Origin of the sequence: Streptomyces sp. NPDC091371, from assembly GCF_040684275.1 — a bacterium.
Lineage (GTDB): Bacteria > Actinomycetota > Actinomycetes > Streptomycetales > Streptomycetaceae > Streptomyces.
The window spans coordinates 63,834-90,216 of sequence record NZ_JBFBFP010000028.1; the positions used below are offsets into that span (position 1 = coordinate 63,834).

Annotated in this window: 22 protein-coding genes; 14 read left to right on the forward strand and 8 right to left on the reverse strand. The window is 74.3% G+C overall.

Translation table 11 applies throughout. The features are described from left to right. Nucleotides 1–40: 40 nt before the first annotated feature. Nucleotides 41–1,738 carry a proline--tRNA ligase gene (locus tag AB0O21_RS26385; RefSeq protein ID WP_365174749.1) on the forward strand — a complete coding sequence of 566 codons (1,698 nt, stop codon included), beginning with the start codon at nt 41–43 and terminating at the stop codon, nt 1,736–1,738. A gap of 196 nt (nt 1,739–1,934) precedes the next feature. Here AB0O21_RS26385 and AB0O21_RS26390 read toward each other — a convergent pair whose 3' ends face one another. Genes AB0O21_RS26390 through AB0O21_RS26405 form a run of 4 tightly spaced genes read right to left on the reverse strand, consistent with a single transcriptional unit; the run spans nt 1,935 to nt 4,981 of the window. After that, entirely contained in the window at nt 1,935–2,960 is a 1,026-nt protein-coding gene (locus tag AB0O21_RS26390) for a slipin family protein (protein WP_365174751.1), read from the reverse strand. 59 nt (nt 2,961–3,019) lie between these two features. Then, nucleotides 3,020–3,922 carry an aminoglycoside phosphotransferase family protein gene (locus AB0O21_RS26395; protein WP_365174753.1) on the reverse strand — a complete coding sequence of 301 codons (903 nt, stop codon included), beginning with the start codon at nt 3,920–3,922 and terminating at the stop codon, nt 3,020–3,022. A gap of 16 nt (nt 3,923–3,938) precedes the next feature. Then, the gene (locus tag AB0O21_RS26400) at nt 3,939–4,397 is read right to left on the reverse strand and encodes a ferritin-like domain-containing protein (RefSeq protein ID WP_365174755.1); all 459 of its coding nucleotides are present in this window, start codon (nt 4,395–4,397) and stop codon (nt 3,939–3,941) included. Beyond that, nucleotides 4,394–4,981: a hypothetical protein gene (locus AB0O21_RS26405; protein WP_365174757.1), complete on the reverse strand. Its 588-nt coding sequence runs from the start codon at nt 4,979–4,981 to the stop codon at nt 4,394–4,396. The genes AB0O21_RS26400 and AB0O21_RS26405 overlap by 4 nt, the downstream gene beginning before the upstream one ends. A 114-nt stretch (nt 4,982–5,095) precedes the next feature. Here AB0O21_RS26405 and rimP point away from each other — a divergent pair, with 114 nt between their 5' ends. From rimP to AB0O21_RS26450, 9 genes are all read left to right on the forward strand, one after another. Then, nucleotides 5,096–5,593: a ribosome maturation factor RimP gene (rimP, locus tag AB0O21_RS26410; RefSeq protein ID WP_365174760.1), complete on the forward strand. Its 498-nt coding sequence runs from the start codon at nt 5,096–5,098 to the stop codon at nt 5,591–5,593. 2 nt (nt 5,594–5,595) lie between these two features. Beyond that, nucleotides 5,596–6,621 (forward strand): transcription termination factor NusA, encoded by a 1,026-nt coding sequence (nusA, locus tag AB0O21_RS26415; protein WP_365174762.1) that lies wholly within the window; start codon nt 5,596–5,598, stop codon nt 6,619–6,621. Between the two features lie 109 nt (nt 6,622–6,730). Next, nucleotides 6,731–7,018, forward strand: a complete 288-nt coding sequence (locus AB0O21_RS26420; protein ID WP_365174764.1) for a YlxR family protein — start codon at nt 6,731–6,733, stop codon at nt 7,016–7,018. Between the two features lie 148 nt (nt 7,019–7,166). Continuing rightward, on the forward strand, nt 7,167–10,298 hold the full coding sequence (gene infB, locus AB0O21_RS26425) for a translation initiation factor IF-2 (protein ID WP_365174766.1): 3,132 nt from the start codon (nt 7,167–7,169) through the stop codon (nt 10,296–10,298). Nucleotides 10,299–10,451: 153 nt separating this feature from the next. Further along, nucleotides 10,452–10,745 carry a DUF503 domain-containing protein gene (locus tag AB0O21_RS26430; protein ID WP_030651158.1) on the forward strand — a complete coding sequence of 98 codons (294 nt, stop codon included), beginning with the start codon at nt 10,452–10,454 and terminating at the stop codon, nt 10,743–10,745. A gap of 28 nt (nt 10,746–10,773) precedes the next feature. After that, a complete protein-coding gene (gene rbfA / locus AB0O21_RS26435; protein ID WP_362057031.1) occupies nt 10,774–11,223 on the forward strand; it encodes a 30S ribosome-binding factor RbfA in 450 nt (149 codons plus the stop codon). Next, nucleotides 11,220–12,128, forward strand: coding sequence for a tRNA pseudouridine(55) synthase TruB (gene truB, locus AB0O21_RS26440; protein ID WP_365174769.1), 909 nt, complete (start codon nt 11,220–11,222; stop codon nt 12,126–12,128). The genes rbfA and truB overlap by 4 nt, the downstream gene beginning before the upstream one ends. 189 nt (nt 12,129–12,317) lie before the next feature. After that, nucleotides 12,318–15,956, forward strand: coding sequence for a serine protease (locus tag AB0O21_RS26445; RefSeq protein ID WP_365174771.1), 3,639 nt, complete (start codon nt 12,318–12,320; stop codon nt 15,954–15,956). A gap of 127 nt (nt 15,957–16,083) precedes the next feature. Next, nucleotides 16,084–17,040, forward strand: a complete 957-nt coding sequence (locus tag AB0O21_RS26450) for a bifunctional riboflavin kinase/FAD synthetase (protein WP_365174774.1) — start codon at nt 16,084–16,086, stop codon at nt 17,038–17,040. Nucleotides 17,041–17,118: 78 nt separating this feature from the next. On the opposite strand, the gene AB0O21_RS26455 is transcribed toward AB0O21_RS26450, so the two are convergent. The 3 genes from AB0O21_RS26455 to eccE form a co-directional block, all read right to left on the reverse strand. Continuing rightward, complete coding sequence (locus AB0O21_RS26455) at nt 17,119–20,082, reverse strand: SCO5717 family growth-regulating ATPase (protein ID WP_365174777.1); 2,964 nt, start codon at nt 20,080–20,082, stop codon at nt 17,119–17,121. Between the two features lie 188 nt (nt 20,083–20,270). Then, nucleotides 20,271–20,969 (reverse strand): hypothetical protein, encoded by a 699-nt coding sequence (locus tag AB0O21_RS26460; protein ID WP_365174779.1) that lies wholly within the window; start codon nt 20,967–20,969, stop codon nt 20,271–20,273. Beyond that, on the reverse strand, nt 20,966–22,237 hold the full coding sequence (eccE, locus tag AB0O21_RS26465) for a type VII secretion protein EccE (protein ID WP_365174782.1): 1,272 nt from the start codon (nt 22,235–22,237) through the stop codon (nt 20,966–20,968). The genes AB0O21_RS26460 and eccE overlap by 4 nt, the downstream gene beginning before the upstream one ends. Before the next feature lie 179 nt (nt 22,238–22,416). Here eccE and eccB point away from each other — a divergent pair, with 179 nt between their 5' ends. From eccB to AB0O21_RS26485, 4 genes are all read left to right on the forward strand, one after another. After that, nucleotides 22,417–24,015, forward strand: coding sequence for a type VII secretion protein EccB (gene eccB / locus AB0O21_RS26470; RefSeq protein WP_365174785.1), 1,599 nt, complete (start codon nt 22,417–22,419; stop codon nt 24,013–24,015). Nucleotides 24,016–24,026: 11 nt separating this feature from the next. Beyond that, nucleotides 24,027–25,283: a type VII secretion-associated serine protease mycosin gene (gene mycP / locus AB0O21_RS26475; RefSeq protein WP_365174787.1), complete on the forward strand. Its 1,257-nt coding sequence runs from the start codon at nt 24,027–24,029 to the stop codon at nt 25,281–25,283. 73 nt (nt 25,284–25,356) lie between these two features. After that, on the forward strand, nt 25,357–25,695 hold the full coding sequence (locus AB0O21_RS26480) for a WXG100 family type VII secretion target (protein ID WP_365174789.1): 339 nt from the start codon (nt 25,357–25,359) through the stop codon (nt 25,693–25,695). A 45-nt stretch (nt 25,696–25,740) separates the two neighbouring features. Next, on the forward strand, nt 25,741–26,049 hold the full coding sequence (locus AB0O21_RS26485) for a WXG100 family type VII secretion target (protein ID WP_365174791.1): 309 nt from the start codon (nt 25,741–25,743) through the stop codon (nt 26,047–26,049). Nucleotides 26,050–26,123: 74 nt separating this feature from the next. Here the strand turns inward: AB0O21_RS26485 and AB0O21_RS26490 are convergent, their stop codons facing one another. Further along, on the reverse strand, nt 26,124–26,369 hold the full coding sequence (locus AB0O21_RS26490; RefSeq protein ID WP_365174794.1) for a DUF397 domain-containing protein: 246 nt from the start codon (nt 26,367–26,369) through the stop codon (nt 26,124–26,126). Nucleotides 26,370–26,383: the final 14 nt, after the last annotated feature.

The following is a 26,383-nucleotide window of genomic DNA, read 5'->3' on the forward strand; positions in this document are numbered from 1 at the left end:
CAGTTTCCCCGGCCCGCGGGGCCCCCGGTAGCCTCCCGTCATGTCCACACACCGCAACGTGCAGCGCATGTCCCGCCTCATGGCCAAGACCCTCCGCGAGGACCCGGCGGACGCCGAGACCCTCAGCCACCGGATGCTGGTCCGCGCCGGCTACGTCCGGCGCAGCTCGGCCGGTGTGTGGACCTGGCTGCCGCTCGGCAAGAAGGTCCTCGACAACGTCTCGCGGGTCGTCCGCGAGGAGATGGACGCGATCGGCGCCCAGGAGGTGCTGCTCCCCGCGCTGCTGCCCAAGGAGCCGTACGAGGTCAGCGGCCGCTGGTCGGAGTACGGCGACCTGCTGTTCCGCCTCAGGGACCGCAAGGGCGCCGACTACCTGCTCGGCCCCACCCACGAGGAGATCTTCACCCTGGTCGTGAAGGACCAGTGCACCTCGTACAAGGACCTGCCGGTCATGCTCTACCAGATCCAGACCAAGTACCGGGACGAGGCACGGCCCCGCTCCGGGGTGCTGCGCGGGCGCGAGTTCCAGATGAAGGACTCGTACTCCTTCGACGTCTCCGACGAGGGCCTGGCGGAGTCCTACCGGCTGCACCGCGAGGCGTACGTCCGCATCTTCACCCGCCTCGGCCTGGACCACCGGATCGTGTCGGCGGTGTCCGGGGCGATGGGCGGCTCGGCGTCCGAGGAGTTCCTGGCCCCGGCGGCGGCGGGCGAGGACACCTTCGTGGACTGCCCCGCCTGCGACTACGCGGCGAACACGGAGGCGGTCACCTTCGCGCTCACGCCCGCCGCCGGCGAACACCCGCCGCTGGAGGAGGTCGACACCCCCGACACCCCGACGATCGAGACCCTGGCGGCGCACCTCGGCGTACCCGCCTCGGCGACGCTGAAGAACCTCCTGGTGAAGGTGGACGGCGAGATCACGGCCGTGGGCGTGCCGGGGGACCGCGAGGTGGACCTCGGCAAGCTGGGCGAACACCTGGCCCCGGCGGTCGTGGAGCTCGTGACGGCCGAGGACTTCGTCGACCGCCCCGATCTCGTACGCGGCTACGTGGGCCCGCAGGGCCTGGAGAAGGTCCGCTACCTGGCGGACCCCCGGGTGGCGCCGGGCACGTCCTGGGTGACGGGGGCCAACAAGGCCGACACGCACGCCCGGAACGTGGTCTGCGGGCGCGACTTCGAGGTCGACCGGTACCTGGACGTGGTGGTCGTGGAACCGGGCGACCCGTGCCCGCGCTGCGGCTCCGGGCTGCGCCTCGACCGGGCCATCGAGATCGGCCACATCTTCCAGCTCGGCCGCAAGTACGCGGACGCGTTCGGCCTCGACGTGCTGGGCAGGGAGGGCAAGCCGGTGCGGGTCACCATGGGCTCGTACGGCATCGGCGTCTCCCGGGCGGTGGCCGCGCTGGCCGAGCAGTCGGCGGACGAGCGCGGGCTGTGCTGGCCGGCGGCGGTGGCCCCTGCCGACGTTCACGTGGTGGCCGCGGGCAAGTCGGCCCAGCAGGAGCTGGCCTCTTCGGCGGCCGACGCCCTGGCGGGGGCCGGGTTGCGCGTCCTCCTGGACGACCGCGCGGGCCTGTCCCCGGGGGTGAAGCTCACCGACGCGGAGCTGATCGGCGTCCCGTGGATCCTGGTGGCGGGCCGCCGGTCCGCGGAGTCGGTGGTCGAACTCCAAGACCGCCGCACGGGCCACCGCGAGGAACTCCCCTTGGAGGAGGCCCTGTCCCGCCTGACGTAGCCGCCGTCGTCGTCGTGTGCCGCACCGTTGCCGGGGGCCCCGCCCCGGACCCCGCTCCTCAAACGCCGGCGGGGCTGGGAGATTCAGCCCCGCCGGCGTTTGAGGCAGGGGGTCCCCCCAGCGGTAGCTGGGGGAGGGTCTGGGCGGAGCCCAGGGAACGGTGGAAGGGCGGGTAGGGGACCGCTCCGCGCAGCGGCTACCCAGAGCCCCCGTCCGACGGCCGAGCGTCCGCCCCGTCGTCCGGCGGCGCAGAACCGTCCACGACCTCGAGGCCGAGCCCGGCCTCCTCGGCCGCCGCCCCGCCGAGCGCCGACGGGGCCGCATCGGATCCCTCCACGGCCGGAGGCGAAGCGGCATCCTCCACGCCGGGGACCGCCGCCGCAGACGGGCCGGCATCCTCCACGCCGGGGAGCGTCGCCGTAGGCGGCCCCGCGGCCTCCGCGTCCGGGCCCGTCGCCGGAGTCGGGGCCGCGCGTTCGAGGAAGCGGAGGAGTTCCACCGGGAAGGGGAGGACCAGGGTGGAGTTCTTCTCGGCAGCCACCGCCACCACCGTCTGCAGCAATCGCAGCTGCAGCGCGGCCGGCTGGTCCGACATCACCGCCGCCGCCTCGGCGAGCTTGTGCGAGGCCTGGAGCTCCGCGTCCGCGTTGATCACGCGCGCCCGCCGCTCCCGGTCCGCCTCCGCCTGCCGTGCCATCGACCGCTTCATCGTCTCCGGCAGGGAGACGTCCTTGATCTCGACCCGGTCGATCTGCACGCCCCAGCCCACCGCCGGGCTGTCGATCATCAGCTCCAGGCCCTGGTTGAGCATCTCCCGGTTGGACAGCAGGTCGTCCAGGTCGGACTTGCCGATGATCGACCTCAGCGAGGTCTGCGCCATCTGCGAGACGGCGAAGCGGTAGTCCTCCACCGCTATGATCGCGCTCGCCGGGTCGACGACCTTGAAGTACACGACCGCGTCCACCCGCACCGTGACGTTGTCCCGGGTGATGCCCTCCTGGGCCGGCACCGGCAGCGTCACGATCTGCATGTTCACCTTGTGGATCCGGTCGATCACGGGAACGATCATCGCGAAGCCGGGCGGCCGTATCTCCTGGCGAAGCCTGCCGAAGCGGAAGACCAGGCCCCGCTCGTACTGCTTCACCACCCGGGCCGCCGCGCCCATGTAGACCGCGACGCCCACACCCGCGGCGATCGCCGCTGTCAGCAGTTCTTCGACCATGACGGCCCCCTGCCGCACACGCCGGACATACCTGCACACCTACGTACTTACGGTATGCCCTACAGCCAGGCCGCGAACTCCAGCAACTGCTCAGCGTCCCGGTGCCGCCCCGCCGCCAGCGCCCGGTTGCCCGACTCCACCGCCCGGAACAGCGTCCAGCCCCGCAACCGCTCCCGGTCCACCTCCAGGGCGTCCGCCAGCCGCTGCACCCGCCGCCGGGCGCCCGCCGCACCCGTCGAGGAGGCCACCTGGTCCTCCAGCCGGTCCCGGACCAGCCGCGCCAGGTCGTACGCCCGCTCGCCGACCAGCGGCTCGGGACCCACCGTCAGCCACGGCGCCCGGTCGCCCGCGAGGACCTTGCCCTGCCGGAAGTTCCCGTGCAGCAGCAACTCCTCCGGCGGGACCGCGACGAGCTCCTCCCGCATCGCCAGCGCCGTCCCGGCCAGCTCCTTGACCTCCGCCGGGGCCGCCCGCAGCGCCTCGGACTGCCGCCCGGTGCGCGCGGCCACCGTCTCCCAGCCGTGCCCGGCCGGCGGGGCCACCCACAGCCTGCGCAGCGTGCCGCAGGCCTCCAGCAGCGCCTTCGCCTCCGGCAGCGACCTCAGCGACACCTCCGCGTGCAGCCGCTCCAGCAGCAGCGCCCCGTCCTCCCCGTGGTACCGCGTGTCCAGCACCCGTACGGCCCCGAAACCGCCCCAGTGCGCCAGCGCGGCCAGCTCCAGGTCGGGCCGGGCGTGCGGGGGCGCCAGTTTCAGCGCGGCCGGAGTGCCGTCGGCGTACCGGACGAGGACGACCAGACTGCTCCGGCCGCCCGGGGCCTGCACCCGCTGGGCCTGTACCCCGCGCCGGGACAGCGCGGCCGCGGTGAGCTCGGGCAGCCGCTCCAGCCAGGCCGCGTCCGGCTCCGTCTGCGGCATCTCGCCGAGCGCCCTCACAAGCCGCTGCGGCGGTTCGAAAGCCATGCGTGCGTGGTCCCTTTCAGCTTTGCTTGGCTCGATCCGATCGTTCCGGGAGCCCAGGGAAGGCTACGCCGACACCGCGCCAGCGTGCCGCGCGCACGGCCGCCGCGCTCAGCGCGTCGGCCGCCTCGCGGCGCAGCGGCCCCTGGGCGGCGCGCACCAGGTCGGAGTACGCGCCGGCCACCCGGTCCTCGATCTCGGCGGCCAGCCGCTCCGCGTCGGCGGCGGTGCGCACCTCGAACGGCAGGGCGTACGCGGCCTCCGCGGCCCGGGGCGCGCCGCCCAGCTCCCGCACGGTCCGGGTGAGCGCGTCGCGGCGCGCGAGGTGGGTGCCGTAGGACTCCCGGGCCTGGGTCGCGCGGGCGCCGGAGGTCCGCGCGCCGATCACCCCGTAGCCGTACGCCGCCGCGTGCTCGGCGGCGAGCGCGGCCTGGGCGGCGAGCAGGGCGTTCCCGGCGGGGGAGGGTTCGGGGCTCACGACGCGGCTCCGGGGTTCGAGGTCAGCAGGTGGGCGTGGACGGCGCCGCAGGCGGCCACCGAGGCGAGCAGCCGGGCCAGCTCCCCCGGGGCTCCGGCCAGGTCGATGGTGCGGGCCTCGGACAGCTTGCGCTCCGCGTCCGCGAGGGCGGTCAGCGCGTCGGCGGGCTTCGGCGGCACCGGCTCGGCGCTCGCCGTCGGCGCGGCGGCCCCCACGGCGCCGGACGGGGCGGCGGGGGACGGTGCGGGGGAGCCCGCGGCGGCGGGGGCCAGGGCCGCCGCGTGCGCGGCGACGGCCGCGCGCAGCGGAGCGAGCCGCTCGGCCAGGGCCTGATGGGCCGCGCGCGTGGCGTCGTAACGTTCCAGCAGTCGCTCGCTGTCACGGACGGCCGATTCCCGCATCCGCCGTTCGAGCGGAATCGCGGGGTCTTCCTCGGCGGAGGTGCCGCCGGAGCACCCGGTGAGCAGCGCGGCGCCCGCCGCGCCGGCGGCACCGGCGAGCAGGCTCCTTCGGGAGGGCCTGAGAGGCGGGGTCCAGGGCACGGCGTCGTCCTCGGGGGTGATGGCGGGGCAGGGTGTGATCACGGTACCCGGGGCCCCGTCCACAGGGCGGACGGCAACACCCTCCGCGACCGGATACCCTTTGACCTGACACACGACGGAAACCACAACAGCACACGCGGCCGAGGAGTCACCCGGATGAGCACCACCCAGAGCGACAGGCTGCGCGGACTGCTGGAGCCGCTCGTCGCCGCCAAGGGCCTGGACCTCGAAGAGATCGAGATGTCCCGGGCGGGCAAGCGCCGGATGCTGCGGATCATCGTGGATTCCGACGAGGGCGTGGAGCTGGACGCGTGTGCGGAGCTGAGCCGCGAGGTCTCCGACAAGCTCGATGAGACCGACGTGATGGGCGAGGACGAGTACGTCCTCGAAGTGAGCTCCCCGGGCGCGGACCGCCCGCTGACCGAGCACCGCCACTACGTGCGGGCCGTCGGCCGTCTCGTGAAGTTCCAGCTGGTCGAGAGCGGGGAACTGATCGCCCGCATCCTCGACGTCGACGACGAGGGCATGGACCTCGAAGTTCCGGGTGTGAAGGGCCGCAAGGCGACCGCCCGCCGCATTGCTTTCACCGACATCGCCAAGGCGCGTGTCGAGATCGAGTTCAACCGCAAGGACAAGAAGGAAGAGGAGGCGTAGCCGTGGACATCGACATGAGTGCCCTGCGGGGTCTGGTCCGGGAGAAGGAGATCTCCTTCGACCTGCTCGTCGAGGCGATCGAGTCGGCCCTCCTCATCGCGTACCACCGGACCGAGGGGAGCTTCCGCCGCGCCCGCGTCGTGCTGGACCGCACCAACGGCCACGTGGTCGTGTGGGCGACCGAGGACCCGAGGGACCTCGAAGAGGGCCAGGAGCCGAAGGAGTTCGACGACACCCCGTCGGACTTCGGCCGGATCGCCGCGACGACCGCCAAGCAGGTGATCCTGCAGCGTCTGCGCGACGCCGAGGACGACCTGACCTTCGGCGAGTTCGCCGGCCGGGAGGGCGACGTCATCACCGGCGTCGTGCAGCAGGGCAAGGACCCGAAGAACGTCCTCGTCGACATCGGCAAGCTGGAGGCCATCCTGCCGGTGCAGGAGCAGGTCCCCGGCGAGGAGTACACGCACGGTCTGCGCCTGAAGGCGTACGTCGTGCGCGTGGCGAAGGGTGTCCGCGGTCCGTCCGTGACCCTCTCGCGCACCCACCCCAACCTGGTGAAGAAGCTCTTCTCGCTGGAGGTCCCGGAGATCGCCGACGGCAGCGTCGAGATCTCGGCGATCGCCCGCGAGGCCGGCCACCGTACCAAGATCGCCGTCCGGTCCACCCGCTCGGGCCTGAACCCGAAGGGCGCCTGCATCGGCCCGATGGGCAGCCGCGTGCGCAACGTGATGGCCGAGCTGCACGGCGAGAAGATCGACATCGTCGACTGGTCGGACGACCCGGCGGAGATGGTCGCGAACGCGCTGTCACCCGCCCGGGTGAGCAAGGTCGAGGTCGTCGACTGGGACTCCCGTTCCGCCCGGGTGACCGTGCCCGACTACCAGCTGTCGCTGGCCATCGGCAAGGAGGGCCAGAACGCCCGCCTCGCCGCGCGGCTCACGGGCTGGCGCATCGACATCCGCCCGGACACCGAGCCGGCCCCGGACGCGGACCGCGACCGGGACGACCGGGACCGGGGCGGGGAATAAACCGGTACCGGCCGGGGCTTCCCGGACGGTAGACAGGGAATAACACGACAACGTCCGTTCGATTTTTCGCCTGAAGGGGTGAGGTCGGTACGGGGAGGTAGACTTAGGCGTGTCTGGCCGGACGCAAGCCCGCGCATGCCCCGAACGCACCTGTGTGGGGTGTCGGGAGCGAGCGGCCAAGAGCGATCTGCTGCGCATCGTGGCGATCGAGGACGAATGCGTCCCCGATCCTCGCGGTACGCTGCCCGGCCGGGGTGCCTACGTGCACCCTGCCGTGGTCTGCCTCGACCAGGCGGTCCGCCGCCGCGCGTTCCCCCGGGCCCTCAGGTCCGCAGGGGCGCTCGACACGGCGGAACTGCGCAAAGCCCTGGCCGTCCCGGCCGAGGCGACACCGTAAGACGTAGAACGGCACGGATACCCCGTGCGGTCAGGTACCTCGCGAGTTGGAAGTAGGTCGAGATTGCGATGAGCACTCGATGAGTACGCGATGAGTACGCCCATGAAGTAGCAACGGTCCGGCGTAACCCGGACCTAAAAGGAGCGAAGTGGCTAAGGTCCGGGTATACGAACTCGCAAAGGAGTTCGGAGTTGAGAGCAAGGTCGTCATGGCCAAGCTCCAGGAACTCGGTGAGTTCGTCCGTTCGGCGTCCTCGACGATCGAGGCGCCGGTTGTACGCAAGTTGACTGACGCACTGCAGGGGCCCGGCGGCAACGCCGGCAAGACCGCTGCAAAGCCCGGCGCGCCCCGCAAGGCCGCGCCTGCCAAGCCCGCTGCGCCGTCCCCGGCCGCCGCGGCACGTCCCGCTGCCCCGAAGCCCGGCGCACCGGTGGCTCCCAAGCCCGCCGCCGCCGAGGTTCCGGCCGCCGGCGCCCCGGTGACCCCGGCCGCCCCCGGCCCGCGTCCCGGCCCGAAGGCCCCGGCCGCCCCGAAGCCCGCTCCGGCGGCTCCCGTGGCGACCGAGTTCTCCGCGCCTCCGGCGGCCCCTGCCGCCCCGGCGCGCACCGAGCGTCCCGCCGCGGCTCCCGGTCCCCGTCCGACGCAGCAGCGTCCGGCGGCCCCGGGCCAGGCCGGCGCCCGTCCCGGCGCCCCGCGCCCGGCCGGTGCCACCCCCGGTGCCCAGGCCCCCCGCCCCGCGGGCGGCGCCCAGGCCCCGCGTCCGCAGGGCGCCCGTCCGGCCGGTCCCCGTCCGGGCAACAACCCGTTCACCTCTGGTGGCTCCACCGGCATGGCGCGCCCGCAGGCGCCCCGTCCGGCCGGCGCTCCCCGTCCCGGTGCCCCCGGCGCCGGCGGCGGCCAGGGTGCTCCCCGTCCGCAGGCCGGTCCCGGTGGCGCACACCCCGGTGCCTCTGGGCGGCCTCAGGGTCCCGGCGGCGCCCGTCCGACCCCGGGCGGCATGCCCCGTCCGCAGGGCGGCGCCCCGCGTCCGGGTGGTGCTCCCGGTGGTAACCGTCCGAACCCGGGCATGATGCCGCAGCGTCCCGCTGCCGGCGGTCCCGGTCCCCGTCCCGGTGGCGGCCCCGGCGGCCGTGGTCCCGGTGCCGGTGGCCCGCGTCCCGGTGGCGCCGGTCGTCCCGGCGGCGGCGGCTTCGCCGGCCGTCCGGCCGGTCCGGGCTCCCGTCCCGCGGGCGGCGGCGGCTTCGGCGGCCCGCGTCCGGGTGGCGGCGGCTTCGGCGGCGGTCCGGCCGGTGCCGGCGGCGGCGGTCGTCCCGGCTTCGGTGGTCGTCCCGGTGGTCCCGGTGCCCGTGGTGGCACGCAGGGCGCCTTCGGCCGTCCCGGTGGTCCGGCCCGTCGTGGTCGCAAGTCCAAGCGCCAGCGTCGCCAGGAGTACGAGGCCATGCAGGCCCCGTCCGTCGGCGGCGTGATGCTGCCCCGCGGCCAGGGCGAGACCGTTCGCCTGTCGCGCGGTGCCTCCCTCACCGACTTCGCGGAGAAGATCAACGCCAACCCGGCGTCGCTCGTCGCCGTGATGATGAACCTCGGCGAGATGGTCACTGCCACGCAGTCCGTCTCCGACGAGACGCTCGAGATGCTGGCCGGCGAGATGAACTACGTCGTCCAGATCGTCAGCCCGGAGGAAGAGGACCGCGAGCTCCTCGAGGGCTTCGACATCGAGTTCGGCGAGGACGAGGGCGGCGAGGAGTACCTGCTGCCGCGTCCGCCGGTCGTGACCGTCATGGGTCACGTCGACCACGGTAAGACCCGACTGCTCGACGCCATCCGCAAGACGAACGTCGTTGCGGGCGAGGCCGGCGGCATCACGCAGCACATCGGTGCGTACCAGGTCAGCGCCCAGGTCAACGAAGAAGACCGCAAGATCACCTTCATCGACACCCCGGGTCACGAGGCGTTCACCGCCATGCGTGCCCGTGGTGCCAAGTCGACCGACATCGCGATCCTCGTGGTCGCGGCCAACGACGGCGTCATGCCGCAGACGATCGAGGCGCTCAACCACGCCAAGGCCGCCGGCGTCCCGATCGTCGTCGCGGTCAACAAGATCGACGTCGAGGGTGCCGACCCGGTCAAGGTGCGCGGTCAGCTCACCGAGTTCGGTCTGGTCGCCGAGGAGTACGGCGGCGACACGATGTTCGTCGACATCTCCGCCAAGCAGGGTCTGCACATCGACTCCCTGCTCGAGGCCGTCGTCCTCACCGCCGACGCCTCGCTCGACCTCCGCGCCAACCCCGAGCAGGACGCTCAGGGTATTGCGATCGAGTCCCACCTCGACCGCGGCCGCGGTGCCGTCGCCACCGTCCTCGTCCAGCGCGGTACCCTCCGCGTCGGCGACACGATGGTCGTGGGCGACGCCTACGGCCGAGTGCGCGCCATGCTCGACGACAAGGGCAACAACGTCGAGGAAGCGGGTCCGTCGACCCCCGTCCTGGTCCTGGGTCTCACCAACGTCCCCGGCGCCGGCGACAACTTCCTCGTCGTCGACGAGGACCGCACCGCCCGTCAGATCGCCGAGAAGCGTGCTGCGCGCGAGCGCAACGCCAACTTCGCCAAGCGCGTCCGCCGGGTGTCCCTGGAAGACCTCGACTCGGTCCTCAAGGCCGGTCTGGTCCAGGAACTCAACCTCATCATCAAGGGCGACGCGTCCGGTGCGGTCGAGGCTCTCGAGTCCTCGCTGCTCCAGCTCGACGTCGGCGAAGAGGTCGACATCCGCGTCCTGCACCGCGGTGTGGGTGCGGTCACCGAGTCCGACATCTCGCTGGCGATGGGCTCCGACGCCATCGTCATCGGTTACAACGTCCGTGCGGCCGGCCGTGCCGCGCAGATGGCGGACCGCGAGGGCGTCGACGTTCGCTACTACTCGGTGATCTACCAGGCCATCGAGGAGATCGAGGCGGCCCTGAAGGGTCTCCTCAAGCCGGAGTACGAAGAGGTCGAGCTCGGTACGGCGGAGGTCCGCGAGATCTTCCGCTCGTCCAAGCTGGGCAACATCGCCGGTGTCCTCATCCGGTCCGGCGAGGTCAAGCGCAACACCAAGGCGCGGCTCCTGCGCGATGGCAAGGTCATCGCGGAGAACCTCAACATCTCCGGTCTGCGCCGCTTCAAGGACGACGTCACCGAGATTCGCGAAGGCTTCGAGGGCGGTATCAACCTCGGCAGCTACAACGACATCAAGATCGACGACGTCATCGCGACGTACGAGATGCGCGAGAAGCCCCGCGCGTAAGCGCAAGGCGGTTCGCACCGTGTCGTAACACCGGGGCCGGTCGACGGAATATCCGTCGATCGGCTCCGGCCGTTGCGTGTACGGTTCTGGTGACCCTGCCGAGCGACGGCCGGCAGGCCACCGAACCCGAACCGGCGGGACATCCGGAACTGCATGTACGTGGGGACTCTGTCCTTCGATCTGCTCCTCGGCGACGTCCACTCGCTGAAGGAGAAGCGCTCCGTGGTCCGGCCCATCGTGGCCGAGCTCCAACGCAAGTTCTCCGTGAGCGCGGCTGAAGTGGGCGACCAGGACCTGCACCGCAGGGCCCGTATAGGGGTCGCCCTGGTGAGTGGGGACGCGGGGTTCCTCTCGGACGTACTGGACCGCTGCGAGCGGCTGGTCGCGGCACGTCCGGAAGTGGAGCTGCTGTCCGTACGACGGCGCCTCCACGGTGATGAAGACTGATAGCAAGACATAAGAAGGAGACGGACCAGTGGCCGACAATGCGCGGGCGAAGAAGCTGGCGGACCTCATCCGGGAGGTGGTGGCCGAGAAGCTGCAGCGCGGCGTCAAGGACCCCCGCCTCGGTACGCACGTGACCATCACGGACACCAGGGTCACCGGCGACCTGCGGGAGGCCACGGTCTTCTACACGGTCTACGGCGACGACGAGGACCGGGCCAGCGCGGCAGCGGGCCTGGAAAGCGCCAAGGGCGTACTGCGTTCCGCGGTCGGCCGGGCGGCGGGCACCAAGTTCACGCCCACCCTGACCTTCGTCGCGGACGCCCTCCCGGAGAACGCCAAGACCATCGAGGACCTCCTCGAGAAGGCACGCACCTCCGACGCCCAGGTACGCGAGGTCTCCTCCGGCGCCCAGTACGCCGGTGAAGCCGACCCGTACAAGAAGCCGGGCGACGACGACGAGGACGCAGCCGCGGAATGAGCACCAACGCAGGGAAGACGCCGGACGGCCTGGTCATCGTCGACAAGCCGTCCGGCTTCACTTCGCACGACGTGGTCGCCAAGATGCGCGGGATCGCCAAGACCCGCCGCGTCGGCCACGCCGGCACGCTCGACCCGATGGCGACGGGCGTGCTGGTCCTGGGCGTCGAGAAGGCCACCAAGCTCCTCGGCCACCTCGCGCTCACGGAGAAGGAGTACCTCGGCACGATCCGCCTGGGCCAGGACACCCTGACGGACGACGCCGAGGGCGACATCACCTCCTCCACGGACGCCACCGGGGTCACCCGGGAAGCCGTGGACGCGGGCATCGCGAAGCTCACCGGCGAGATCATGCAGGTCCCGTCCAAGGTCAGCGCCATCAAGATCAAGGGCGTGCGCTCCTACAAGCGCGCCCGCGACGGCGAGGACTTCGAGATCCCGGCCCGGCCGGTCACGATCTCCTCGTTCCAGGTGTACGACATGCGCGACGCCGAGGCCGAGGACGGCACCAAGGTCGTCGACCTCGTCGTCTCCGTCGTCTGCTCCAGCGGTACGTACATTCGCGCGCTCGCCCGTGACCTGGGCGCCGACCTCGGCGTCGGCGGCCACCTGACCGCGCTGCGCCGCACGCGCGTCGGCCCGTACAAGCTCGACCGGGCCCGGACGCTGGACCAGCTCCAGGAGGAGCTGACCGTCATGCCCATCGGCGAGGCTGCCGCGGCCGCCTTCCCCCGCTGGGACCTGGACGCCCGGCGGGCCTCGCTGCTCGCCAACGGCGTGCGGATCGACATGCCGGATGCCTACCCGGCCGGGCAGACCGTGGCGGTCTTCGGACCCGACGGGACGCTGCTCGGACTCGTGGAGAACAAGGCCGGCAAGGCCAAGTCCCTGGCGGTCTTCGCCTGACGTGGAGCGGTGAGCGCACATGCCCTGCCGCTCACCGCTCCACGACCCCCCTCGGGTAGCTCTCTATCCACCCGGACCCCCGTATTCACCCGTCCGAGCAGGCGCTCGGAGTGAATGGTGGGAGCGTAAGGGGGCGCTTTCGCCTCACGAGCTTTCCGGGCTGATCTTCGCCTGCCTACCGTCGTGACCATGGCGGAGCTCGTAAAAATCTGCGATCAGGCCGGGCGGGCGCGCGGCAGCGGGTTCGTCGCCGACGACCGCGGGACGGTGCTCACCAGCCACGAGGCCGTCGAGGGACTGAGCCGGGTGGTCCTGCACGGCTCCGCCGGCCGGACCTGGCCCGCCGGGGCGCAGGACGTCACCGTGCTGCCGGGGACCGCGCTGGCGCTCGTCCGCACGGACGGGCTCGGGGTGCGGCCGCTGCCCGTCGCGGTGCGCGAGGTGATCGAGCAGGGGACGTACGTACAGGTCCCCGCGCGCGGGTGGCGGCAGGCGCGGGTACTGGGCCTGCACGCCCTGGTGGTGGAACTGGCGATCGGCACCGACGGCCGCGACGCGCTGCGGCAGGGCGGCGAGGCGTGCGGGGGCCCGGTCCTCGACGCACGGACCGGAGCGGTGCTCGCGGTCCTGGGCAACGGCTCCGCGGTGGCCCTGCGAGCGGCGGCCGCGACCGACCCCGGCGGCCCATTGGCCGCGCTGCTGGACCGCAACGCGGCGACGGTACCCGCCTACGGCGCGGACCTGAACCTCGCAGGCGCCCTGGAACTCACCAGGACGACCCTCACCGCGACCGAGCCCTCCGTGGACCGGCCGGCCACCGCCGCCGCACTGGACGCCTTCACCGCCGGGGAGCACCCCGTCCTGGCCCTCACCGGAAACCCCGGCACGGGCCGCACGACGGCCCTCGCCGCCCTGGCCGCCCGCCGGGCCCGCGGACCCCGCCCGGCCCCCACCCTCTGGCTGCGCGGCGCGGACCTCCACGCGGAGGACGGCTCCCTGGCCGAGGCCATGACGCGTGCGCTGGCAACGGCGGCCGGTTCGGACGGGGTCGGGGGTGTGCCGGGGCGCTCCCCGCAGGACACCGAACTGGGCCCCCCTCGGCCCTCCGACCCCTGGAAACGTTCGGTGTCCGAGGAGACGCCCCGGCGCGCCACCGGCCCCGGCGGAACCGGCCACCCCGCCCCAGCCCCCGCCCCGGCCGCGGCCCCCGGCCCCGGCGGAAGCACCCCGGCCCCGCCCGCCGGTGACGGCCTCGCCGAAGCCGTGGCCCGAGCGGCCGCCGCCGCCGGCCGCGGGCTGCTCGTCGTGCTCGACGCGCCCGAGGAGATGCCGCCCGGGCTCGCGCACCGCCTCGGCCCCTGGACCGCAGCCACCACCGCGTGGCTGCGCGGAGCCGGCGCCCGGCTGGTCATCGCCGCGCGGCCCGAGTACTGGGAGTCGGCCGGCGCGCTCCATCCGCCCGGGGCCCTGCACACCCCGGCCCGCCCCGCCCGCCGCCTGCCGCCCGCGCTCGCGCTCGGCGACTTCACCCCTGCCGAGGCCGAGACCGCCCGCGCCCGCCTCGGCATCCCCGCCGGCGCCGTCCGCGAGGCCGACGCCCGGCACCCGCTCACCCTGCGCCTGCTCGCCGGGATCCGCGCCGCCGGGGTCACCGCGGGGCGGCCCGGCCGGGACGAGGTCTTCGCCGCCCACCTGGACCTGGTGTGCCTGCGGGTGGCCGTCCGCATCGCCGCGACGGGCGGCGGGGTCCACGGCCCCGGCGTGCGGCGGCTCGCCGCCAGGGTGGCGGGCCGGGTGCACGAGGCGGCCCGCCGCTGCCTGGGGCCCGGGCAGGGGCAGCTGGACCGGGCCGGGTTCGAGGAGCTGTTCCCCTGGCGCACCGGCTGGGCCTCCGCCGTGCTCACCGAGGGCCTGCTGGTGCCCGCCGGGTCCGGCTACCGCTTCGCCCACGAGGAGCTGTCCGACTGGCTCCAGGCCGGCCACCTGGACGTGCCGGGGGCGCTCCGCGCCCTCGTCCACGAGCCCGCCGGTCCGGGCCTGCCCGTGCCCCGGCACCGCATCGGCCCGGTCCTGGAGGCGCTGCGCAGGCTCGCTCCGGATCGGCTGCACAGCGAGCTCACCCGCCTGGTGGAGGCCCTGAACGCCTTCGCCGAGCACCGGCCCGGCGGGGTCGGGGTGGTTCCGCCGGGGCCGGCGGCGCGCCGGGGCGTCTCCTCGGACACCGAACGTTTCCAGGGGTCGGTGGGCCGAGGAGGGCCCAGCTCGGTGTCCTGCGGGGATCGCCCCGACACGCCCCCGACCCTGTCGGAACCGGCAGGCGGGGCGTCCGGGGGCCGGGCGAGGCCGTGTCCGGCGCCCCTAGCGGAGAGCCCCACCGCACCCCCGACCCCGTCGGATCCGGGCTGGTGGGCGGCCCGGCTGCTCAGGGAGGCCCTCCTCACGGCGCCCGACGCCTACCCGTACCTGCCCGTCCTGCACGCGCTCGCCGAGCACATCGCGCGCGCCGGGCCCGGGGAGTTCGGGGGCTGGTTCTGGAACCGGCTGCGGCTGCCCGAGCCCGAGCGGCTCGACCTGCTGCGCCGGCTGCTGCCCGCCGACCCCGCCGAGGCGGTCCCCGGCGACCGCTACCTGGACGCCGCCGCCCGCCGCCTCGCGCGGGACCCGCAGCAGGTCCAGCCGCTGCTCTGCGCCTGGTTCACCGACGGCCGCCGGCTCCGCGGCCGGCCCGGCGCCACCGTCGCCGGAGCCGCGCAGGCCCTGCTGCACACGCACCGCCGGCTCGCCCTGGACGACCTCACCGAGCAGCTCGTCACGGCCGCGCACCCGCGCGCCGACGAGCTGCTCGCCGTACTCGCCGAGGAGGAGCCCTCCGCCATGTGCCGGGCCGTGGACCGCTGGGCCCACGACGAACGCCCCGGGCGGCGCGTCGCCGCGGCCGCGTACGGGCTCGCCACCGCCCCCCACGTGCGCACGCCCGCCGACCGCGACCTGCTGCGCTACGCCGCCCAGGCACTGCTCGCCCGCCCCGCGGACGCGGCCCTGCACGGCAGCGCCCTCGCCACGCTGCTGCGCGACCCGCAGACCCGCGGCCGCTACCTGCCCGACGCCCTGGCCTGCTTCCGCGACCCCGAGCACGGCTCCCGGCTGCCCGCGGCGGCGCTGGTCGCGGCCCTGCCCGTACTGCCGGACCCGGACGCGGTGTTCGCCGCCCTGCGGGCGCGGGCCGACGGGGAGGTGGTGCGGGCCCTGGCCGCGCTGACCACGCCGGGGCTGGCCCGGCGCGCGGCCGAGCTCGTACGGGAGCACCTGGCGCGGCACCCCGAGGACGCACCGCACGCCGCCGCCTTTGTCGACCTCCGCCTGAAGCAGGGCCCGGCCGCGGGCCCCGCCGTGCGCCCGCTCGTGCTGGACCTGCTGCGGACCGCCCCGGCCGGGGTCCGGGCCGAGCTGGCCGCCGTACTGGCCGCGCCGGGCGGGGAGCCCTCGTACGGGCTGCGGGGCGAGCTGGCGGACGTACTGCTGCGCGAGGAGGCCGACCCGCTGGTGCTCGACGCCTTTCTCGGGTCCATTGCGGCCGGGGCCGCGGCCCGGGCGGAGGGCCGGACGCGGGAGCTGCTGCGCCGCACGGGGCGGCAGCTGCTCGGGGCCCCGGGCGGGGCGGCGGTGTTCGAGCGCCGGACGGTGGAGCTGGCCCGGACCGCGCCGGCGTTCGGGACGCTCGTGGCCCGCTGGCTGGCGCAGTCGGGCGCGGAGGCGGCGGCCCTGCTGGGGCCGAGCGCGCGCCGGACGGTGGAGACGCTCAGCAGAGCCGCCCAGGATGTGACGTGACGATCTGACATGGCAGTTGTCGCTCCCAGACGCCGATGCGGGGCACCGGGCAGCGGCATGGCAGTCTTAGACCTGTCATCGGCATTCACATACAAGGCCTAATGGGTTCGGGCGAGGAGCGGTCACAGTGCAGCGCTGGCGTGGCTTGGAGGACATCCCCCAGGACTGGGGACGCAGCGTCGTCACCATCGGCTCCTACGACGGTGTGCACCGGGGTCATCAGCTGATCATCGGACGGGCGGTGGCGAAGGCCCGCGCGCTCGGCGTCCCGTCGGTCGTGGTCACCTTCGACCCGCACCCGAGCGAGGTCGTCCGCCCGGGCAGCCACCCGCCGATCCTGGCCCCGTACGACCGGCGTGCCGAACTGATGGCCGGGCTGGGCGTGGACGCGCTGCTGATCCTGCCGTTCACGGCGGAGTTCTCGCAGCTGTCCCCGGCCGATTTCATCGTGAAGGTGCTCGTCGACAAGCTGCACGCGCGGGCCGTCATCGAGGGGCCGAACTTCCGCTTCGGCCACCGGGCCGCCGGGAACGTCGACTTCCTGCGCGAGCTGGGCTCCACGTACGACTACGAGGTCGACGTCGTGGACCTGGTCGAGCGGGGCGAGGCGGGCGGCGGCGTGCCGTTCTCCTCGACGCTCGCGCGCAAGCTCGTCGCCGAGGGCGACATGGACGGCGCGGCCGAGATCCTGGGCCGGCCGCACCGGGTCGAGGGCGTGGTGGTGCGCGGTGCGCAGCGCGGGCGCGAGCTCGGCTACCCGACGGCGAACGTCGAGACCGCGCCGCACACCGCGATCCCGGCGGACGGGGTGTACGCGGGGTGGCTGACGGCGGCCGGCGAGCGGATGCCCGCGGCGATCTCGGTGGGGACGAACGTGCAGTTCGACGCCACGGAGCGGACGGTCGAGGCCTACGCGATCGACCGGATCGGGCTGGACCTGTACGGGATGCGGGTGGCGGTCGACTTCCTCGCGTACGTGCGGGGCATGGCGAAGTTCGAGTCGCTCGACGGGCTGCTGGAGGCGATCGCGGACGACGTGAAGCGGGCGCGGGTGCTGACGGACGCGTACGACGCGCAGCGCTGACGGCGCCGCCGCCGCTGGGTGGACGTGAACGGCTGAGGGCCCGCACCGGTTGGTGCGGGCCCTCAGCCGTTCGGTCGCTCAGCCGAGGCGCGGATCGCGCGGGGGCTGCTGGGGAGCCGGGGGCTGCTGCCAGGGCTGGCCGGGCTGCGGGTACGGCTGGCCGTAGGGCTGCTGGGGGGCCTGCAGCGGTTGGGGCTGTTGCGGCTGCTGGTACGGCGACGGGCCCTGGGGCTGGCCGTACGGCTGCTGCTGGGGCTGCTGGGGCTGCTGGGGCTGCGGGGCTTGCTGGGGCTGCTGAGCGCCCCAGTGGCCGTGGGCGGACTGCTGCTGGGCCCGGACGAAGTCCTCGGCCACGAGCGCGGAGAGGTTGAAGTACGCCTCGCGCGTCTTGGGCCGCATCATGTCGAGGTCGACCTCGGCGCCGGCCGAGAGGTGCTCGTCGAAGGGCACGACCACGACTCCGCGGCAGCGGGTCTCGAAGTGCTGCACGATGTCTTCGATCTTGATCATCTTGGCCGTCTCGCGGACCCCGGAGATGACCGTGATCGAGCGGGAGACGAGGTCGGAGTACCCGTGCGCGGAGAGCCAGTCGAGGGTGGTGCTGGCACTGCTGGCGCCGTCCACGGACGGGGTCGAGATGATGATCAGCTGGTCGGCCAGGTCCAGGACCCCGCGCATGGCGGAGTAGAGGAGCCCGGTGCCCGAGTCGGTGAGGATGATCGGGTACTGGCGGCCGACCGTCTCGATGACGCGGCGGTAGTCCTCGTCGTTGAAGGTCGTCGAGACGGCCGGGTCCACGTCGTTGGCGATGATCTCCAGACCGGAGGGCGCCTGCGAGGTGAACCGGCGGATGTCCATGTACGAGTTCAGGTACGGGATCGCCTGGACCAGGTCCCGGATCGTGGCGCCGGTCTCGCGGCGGACGCGGCGGCCGAGGGTTCCGGCGTCGGGGTTCGCGTCGATGGCCAGGATCTTGTCCTGGCGCTCGGTGGCGAGGGTGGCGCCGAGGGCGGTGGTGGTCGTGGTCTTGCCGACGCCGCCCTTCAGGCTGATGACGGCGATGCGGTAGCAGGACATGACCGGCGTGCGGATCAGGTCCAGCTTGCGCTGGCGCTCCGCTTCGGCCGCCTTGCCGCCGAAGCGGAAGCGGTTGCCGCCGCCGGCGGCGTTGGCGCTCTTCGGCTTCTGCTTGTTGCGCAGCAGGCGGTCCGAGGACAGCTCGACGGCGGCGGTGTAGCCGAGCGGGGCCCCGCCGGCGGTCTGGCCGGAGGAGTAGCGGGGGTCCTGGGGCTGCGGCGGCAACTGGTGCTGGGGCGCGGGCCACTGGGCGCCGGAGCGGGGGTCGTACTGCGGGGTCGCCTGCGGGGTCGCCTGCGGCTGGGCCTGCGGGGGCTGCTGCGGCTGCGCCTGCGGCGGCGGGAAGGCGTAGCCGCCCCCGGTGGCGAAGGCGGGCGGCAGCTGCGGCAGTTCACTGCCGGGCCCCGCGGCCGGGGCCTGGTCGGCGCCGGGAGCGGCCGGCAGCGAGGGAACCCCGTCGGCGGGGGTGTCGTGCCGCCCGCCCACGGGCGCGGCGGCCAGGGGATGCGGGGTCGCCGGTGCCGGCACGGGGTACGCGTGGGCATCCGGCGCCGACGGCGGGGCCGGGTACGGCGGCAGCGCTTCGGCCGGAGCGGTGGGCGCGTCGGGCGCGGGCGCGCCGGCGAAGGGCGGCAGGGCCGGTGCGGGTACGGGGTACACGGGGAGGGCCTCGGCGGGGGCCGTGGGTGCGTCGTGCGCGGGCACGCTGCTCACGGGGGCCGGCGGGAGGGCCGGTGCCGGGTACGCCGGGACGGCGTCGGCCGGGGTGGTGGGGGCGTCCGGTGTGGGCGCGTTGCTCTCGGGGGTCGGCGGGAGGGCCGGTACGGGGAGGGCCTCGGCGGGGGCCGTGGGTGCGGCATCGACGGGGGTCGCTGGGAGGGCGTCGTGCGCGGGCAGGCTGCTCACGGGGGCCGGCGGGAGGGCCGGTGCCGGGAACGCCGGGAAGGCCTCGGCGGGGGCCGTGGGTGCGTCCGGTGCGGGCAGGCCGCTCACGGGGGCCGGCGGGAGGGCCGGTGCCGGGTACGCCGGGACGGCGTCGGCCGGGGCGGTGGGGGCGTCCGGTGCGGGCGCGCTGCTCTCGGGAGCCGATGGGGCGGTCAACGCCGGGTATGCGGGGAGGGCGTCGGCCGGGGTGGTGGGTGCGTCCGGTGTGGGCGCGCTGCTCTCGGGGATCGGCGGGAGGGCCGGTGCCGGGAACGCCGGGAAGGCCTCGGCGGCGGCCGTGGGTGCGTCCGGTGCGGGCAGGGTGCTCTCGGGGGTCGGGGTGAGGGCCGGTGCCGGGTATGCCGACAGGGGTTCGGGTGTGGGCGCGTTGTCCACGGGGGCCGGCGGGGCGGCGTCGGGTTCGGGCGCGTTGCTCGCGGGGGCCGGCGGGGTGGCGGGTGCCGGGTACGCCGGGTAGGCCGGGAGGGCCTCGGCCGGGGCGGTGGGTGCGTCCGGTGCGGGCAGGCTGCTCTCGGGGGTCGGGGTGAGGGCCGGGGCCGGGTATGCCGAAAGGGGTTCGGGTGTGGGCGCGTTGTCCATGGCGGCCGGCCGGGTGGCCGGGTACGCCGGGTATGCCGGGAGGGCGTCGGCCGGGGCCGTGGGGGCGTCCGGGGCGGGCGCGTTGGTCACGGGGGCCGGCGGGACGGGCTGTGCCAGGTAGGCCGGAAGGGCTGCTGCGCTCGGGGAGCCGCCCAGCGGGACCGGCGGCGCGGGCACCGCGTCGGGGGCCGGGCGGGGGGCCGGCGGGCGCACGCGCATCGTCGGGGGAGAGACCACCTCCGACTCCGACGGACGGTGCGGCTCGAAGCCGCTGCCCTCGGGCAGCCCCGGCACCGCGGCCGGGCTCGCACCCTGCGTGTACCAGGCCGGCGGGGTGTAGTCGATGGTGAACTCGCCCGTCTGCTCGGGCTCCGCGTCGGACTGATCGTCCGTCGGGACGTCCCACGTCCCGCCGCGCCTCTCGTTCCGATCGCCGCTCACTGGTCCTCCTGGTCTGTCGAACACTGGTCCGGCGCCCACATCGACGCGCGCCCGTGCCAAGCCTAATCGCGGCCCGTCGCCCCTGTCCGCCCCGGTCGGCCCGGTCCTGCCCGGTCAGGCACGGTATGGGGGCCGCCCCCGGTCAAACGGAGGCGCCGAACGTCGGCCGGTCGGCGTTCCGCCGGCGGTCAGTCGATGCGCCGGGCCCCGCCCAGCAGGCCCGTCTCGGCTTCCGTCCCCTGCGTCATGACGAACCGCCGGTCCCGTGGCGTACACCACAGCGTGACCCCGTCGCCCAGCGTCGGCAGTGAATTCACCGCCCCTTGCGGAAGGTTCATCAACCGGCCGATCTGGTCCGCCTCGTCCGGTGACACCCGCTGCACGCCCACCAGCGCGGACTGCCGCAGCAGCCGCGGCGCCGTCGGGCTCAGGTACGGCAGCAGGGTCAGCACCGACTGCCAGGCCCCGGCCGCCACGCGCCCGCGCGGCGGCCGCATCCCGCAGTCGCGGACCACCAGCACCGGGCTGCCCGCGGAAGCGCCCTGCGGCGGGACCCGGCCCACATCGTGCAGGGTCACGCACGGCTGCCCGCCGCCCGCGGCCCGGGCCAGCCCGGACCACACGGGCGCGCGCCCGGTCTCCACCGCGACCCGCGCACCCGTGGCCGCCGCCCGCAGCGCCAGCACCTGCGCCGTCCACAGGCCGCCGATCAGCGTCACCTCGTAGGGCGTCGGCCGGTTGATGCCGAGCACCGCCGGCTTCCCCCCGGCGTCCACGCCGATGACGACCCCGTCGTCCCCCACGGGCAGCGCCAGCGCCTCCAGATCGGCGGCGGCCACCAGGTGCCGCTCCCGGCGCGGGCCTACCAGCCCGAATCCGCCCCTCATCGCGCCCCTCCCAGCGGGAGCGAAGCCAGCAGCCCCGGCACCTGTTCCCGGTCGAGCCGGACGAGGCCGGCCTTCACGCCCCGCGCCGTCCGCTCCAACTCCCGGCGAGCCGCGACGAGTTCCTCATCGCTGCGTCCTGTCACCCGTACGTGTCCGGTCAGGGTCACGCCCTGTCGCCCGGCGGAGGCCATCGTGAGGCTGAAGGTGGTCGCGAGCGCGGGCAGCGAGGTCAGCAGTGCCACGAACTGCGGCAGCCCCGCCCCCGAGCCGCCCAGCTGCGGCCAGCGCGCCAGCCAGTACGTCGTGTGCCGCCGGTCGTCAACGCGCCAGGCCCGCGGGGTCTCCTCCGTGCGCCGCGCGGTGCCGGCCGACCGGCCCGCCTGGGTGATCGCCATCGGGTTCGCGCACGAGGAGGTGGCCAGCGCCGCCGTCAGCTCCTGCTCGGTCAGCACGGTGGCCTTGAACCCGGCCCCGGCCAGCCGGCTCGCCAGCTGGTCCGCCGCCCGCACCACGCACCGCTGCGCGCCCGCCGGACCGCCCCCGCGCGCGGTGACCGCCTCGGGGCACAGCTCGGGGTCGAGCTTGAGGGCGATCCAGGTCAGCCGCACCGCCGGCGTCCCGGTCCGGGCCTGTAGCGGCGCGTAGTTGAGCGTGGCCGTCGACCGGGCCGGCAGGTGCGGGGCCGGAGCCGGCTGGGTGTGCTGCACCAGTTGCGCGGACTCCAGCCGGATGCCGTCCACTTCGAGGACGTCCCGTACGAGTCCCAGCGGCAGCGGCCGCTCCGACCGGTCGGGCCGCAGCGCGGTGGCGTCCGCGTCCACCCGGACGACCGCGGTCAGGAAGGTGCCGTCGCCGACCATCCCGACGGGCCGCCGGTCGCGGCCGCCGAAGGAGAGCGTCCGCAGCGCCGGCTCCGCCTCGACGAGGGGGGCCAGCCCGGGCTCGGTTCCCGCGCGCACGGCCGTCGAAGCCGTCCGGCGCCGCCGCGCCCGCAGCGCGAGCGCGCTGCCGAGCCATTCCGGCAGGGAGCGCTGGTGGCGGCGTACGACCGCGAGCACCACCAGCACCAGGGCCAGGGCGCCGGCGGGAACCAGCAGCACCGGCTCCACCGCCCGCGCCGCCAACAAAACGGCCGCGGCGACCTGGAGCAGTACGAGCTGTTGCAGTCGGAACGGTCCGAAACGGCCGGGACCCGACTGCGGATGCGGCGTCACGCCGCCGCGCACGGGTGCGGCCGTGCCGGTGCGCGGCGGCGTCGCGGTGGCCATCACTCGCGCGGCTCCCCTTTCCGGGGTCGCGCCCCGAGCATCCCGGAACCGTGCGGCAGCCCCACTCGGCCAGGGCCCTGCCTACGGTCCGTCAGGAGGCATAGTAGGTGCCCGGTCCGACCATCCAAGCCCGGAGACCGTACCCACCGACCGGGCCGTGCGGGGAGAAACAGGCGTTCATGGCATCACGGCGTGATGAGCTCAACGCGTACACCTTTGCGAAGCGGCGCACGGTGGCGGCGTTCCTGCAGCCTTCGGCCACGGGGACCGAGGAGGGCGCCCCGAGCCCGCTGCGCGCCGTTCTGCCGGGGCTGGTCGCGGGTGCGCTGGTGCTCGCGGGATTCGGCGCCTGGGGCATGTTCCGGCCGACGGCCCCCGTGGGCTGGGACAAGCCCGGTGTCCAGGTCGTCGTCGGCAAGCACTCGACGACCCGGTACGTGGTCCTGACGACGAAGGTGAACGGCAGGAAGCAGCCCCGGCTGCACCCGGTGCTGAACCTCGCCTCCGCCCGGCTCCTGCTCGAACCCGCCGAGTCCGGCAAGGTCGCCACCGTCACCGTCGGCGACGACGTCCTCGACAGCGGCAAGGTGCCGCGCGGGCCCGTCATCGGCATCCCGTACGCCCCCGACCGGCTCCCCTCCGAGGAGGACGCGGCCAAGGCCAAGCGCTGGGCCGTCTGCCAGCAGCCGGGCGGCAACGGCAAGGGCGTGCAGACCGCGACCTTCGTGCTCGCCGACCGCGAGGCCGTCCGCATGGACGACGAGCGGGGGCTCACCGACTCACAGGCGCTGTACGTGCAGAGCACCGGCGCGGGCAAGGAGCGCTACCTCGTCGACGGGACGGGCACGAAGTACGAGTTCCCGGAGGGCACCCCGGGCGCCGGGACGATGACCGACGCGCTGGTCGGTGCCGGCGCCACCCCGCAGCAGGTCACCGAGCAGTGGCTGGCCACCCTCGGCTCCGGTGACGAGCTGGCCTTCCCGCAACTGCCCGCCAAGGCCGGGCCGCCCGCCGGAGTCAGGGGCCTGGCCACCGCCGACGACAGGGTCGGCATGGTGCTCAAGGCCATGACCGGCTCCGGCGCCCAGCACTACGTGGTGCTGCCCGGGAGGGTCGCGCAGGTCTCGGAGTTCGTCGCCTGGCTGCTGATCTCCGCCCCCGCCACCAACGGCCTCGGCATGCACGGCAAGGCCCGGGAGGTGGACCTCCAGGCACTGGACTCCGACGCGGCCCCGTTCGCCGGGGACACCAGGTGGCCGCGCAAGAGGGTCGAGCCCGTCAACCAGACGGCCCCGGCAGCTCCCGGCCACGCGGCGGGCCCCGGCCGCGGCAAGGGCCGCGACACCGTCTGCAACGTCCTGCACTCCGTCGATGCCGAGGGCAACCAGACCCTGAGCACCTGGGCCGGCACCGCCTTCCCCGTCGACATCACGGCCGGCGGCACCAGCTCCTACGTCACCCCGGGCTCCGGACTGCTCTACACCCAGGTCCAGGGGAAGCAGACGACGGCCGGCGGCTCGCTCTTCCTCGTCACCGACACCGGCCTGCGGTACGCCGTGCAGGCCAACGGCGACAGCGACGCCGAGAAGTCGAGGATCGGCGCGCCCGACCAGCAGCCGCAGGACGCCGCGGACCACCGTCCCGAGGCGAGCCAGGCACAGATCCGGCTGGGCTACAGAAGAGTGACCCCGGCCCTGGTGCCCATGGCCTGGTCGGAGTTGCTCGCCAAGGGCCCCCGCCTGGACACCAACTCCGCCCGCCAGCCGCAGGGTTCGTGAGGAAACCGCCCATGCCATGCACCCGCCGCCGTCGCGCGCCCCTCCTCACCACGGCCCTCGTCCTCCTCGCGGCCTGCGCCGCACCCGCGGCCGCCGCGCAGCAGCCCCCGTACACCTCGCGCATCGACGGCGCCGGCGAGTGCTCCTTCCCCATGAAGGAGCAGATCGCCGACCGCCCCTGGGCCCTCCAGCGCCTGCTCCTCGACGAGCTCTGGGCGCAGACCAAGGGCAAGGACAAGAAGGGCCGCAGCGTCCGGGTGGCCGTCATCGACACCGGAGTGGACCGGGTGAACCCGCAGCTCGCCGACGCCGTCGACGCCAGTGCCGGCAAGGACTTCGTCGACCCTGGGGGAGACGGAACGAACGACACCATCGGCCACGGCACCAAGGTCGCCGGGCTGATCGCGGCCCGCCCCCAGCAGGGCACCGGCTTCGTCGGCCTGGCCCCGGAGGCCACGATCATCCCGATCCGGCAGCACGACGGGCAGGGCGCGGGCAAGGTGCTGTCCCTGAGCCAGGCCATCGACCACGCGGTGACCCAGGGCGCCCAGGTCGTCAACATCTCCCAGGACACCGACCTGCCGATGTCCCCGGACTCCGAACTCGGCAGGTCGGTCCGGAACGCGATCGACCACGGGGCCGTGGTCGTGGCCTCCGCGGGCAACGACGGCATGAGCGGAGAGAAGCGCAAGACCTACCCCGCCGCCTTCCCGGGCGTGCTCGCCGTGGGCGCCTCGGACCGCAGCAACGAGCGGGCCGCCTTCTCCCAGCCCGGCGACTTCGTCGGGGTCGCTGCGCCCGGCGTCGACATGGTCTCCACCGTCCCCGGCTTCGGCCAGTGCATCGACAACGGCACGAGCTTCTCCGCCCCGTACGTGGCCGGCGTCGCCGCCCTGCTGCGTGCCGAGCACGAGGAGTGGAGCGCGCAGCAGATCGTCTGGCAGATCCAGAACACCGCCGAACGTTCCGTCAACGGCCGTGACGACTACGTCGGTTGGGGCATCGTCGACCCCGTGCGCGCCCTCAGCCAGGACCGCGAGGCCCCCCGGGCGCCGGTACCCGACCCCGGCCCGCCGCCGGCGGCGGCCCCGGAGGCGGCGGAACTGGAGACGGGCGAGACGGCGCAGGGGCGCGAGGAGCGCCTCGGCGCGTACGCGCTCGGCGTCGGCGCGGTCCTCATCGCCGTCATCGCGGGTACCGCGACCGTCGTGCGGGAGGCACGCAACCGCACGAAGCGGCGGCGATCTCCGGCCCCTCCTGGCCGATAACCGCCCCGGGAGTGTCCGCTCCGCCACCTGGTTCGTTGGTCCTGCCGGCGAATTGAGAAGTGAGGAGCCTCGCATGAGCAGCAACTTCGGACTCGCGGACGATCCCGTCCTCCAGGCCAAGGTCAAGATCTCCGAAACGGCCGAGGCCGTCACCGCGCAGGCCCGCGAGCTGGCCGACATCCTCGCCACCGTGGGCGCCGGCTGGACCGGAGTCGGCGCCCAGGGGTTCGTCAACGCCCAGACGGTGGTCAACGAGGACCACGACCAGATCCGCCGGCTGCTCGGGGTGCTGCACAACGCGGTGGCCCAGACCAAGAACCTGAGCAACGCCCAGGACGACGACGTACGCGCGGCCTTCCGCGCCGTCCAGTCCGGCGCGGGCGGCAGCCGCTCGGGCCTCGACTCCATCTGACGCACGCCGTTCCCGGCGAGCCCGCCCAGCACCGAGGAGAAGCACATGGCTGCCACTGACGGCCACACCAAGATCACGTACGAGTCCGTCCAGCAGATGGCCAACCGCATCCGCAAGGTCTCCGAGAAGATCGTCGAGGACCTGGCCGCGATGGACCAGGCCCTCAAGGTCGTCACGGACACCTGGGACGGCGAGGCCCACGCCGCGTACGTCCAGCTCCAGGCCAAGTACAAGGGCCGGGCGGACCACATGAAGCACCAGCTGGAGCAGGTCGCCCAGCTCATCGAGCGCGGCAAGGCCGACTACCGCGCCACCGACGTGAAGGCCTCGCGCCTGTTCACCGAGGCCTTCTGAACCCGGTACGCGCGAAGGGGCGCCGCCCGCACCGGGCCCGCCCCTCCGACGTCTCCACGGCCCCGCCGGGCCGCTCAGGGGTGATGGCGGTCCAGGTCGAACTCGCCGTCCCTGGCGCCCAGTACGAAGGCCTCCCACTCGGCCGCCGTGTACCGCAGCACCGTGTCCCGGTCCAGCGAGGACCGCATGGCCACCGCGCCCTCCGGCAGCCGGGCGATCTCGACCCGCTCCTCCTCCGGGCTGGTCCCGGGCGGGCCCTCCCACTCCACGCCGCTGATGTCGAGCGCGTACAGCTCGTCCTTCTCCTGCTGGGTGCCCATGTGCGGCCTTTCCC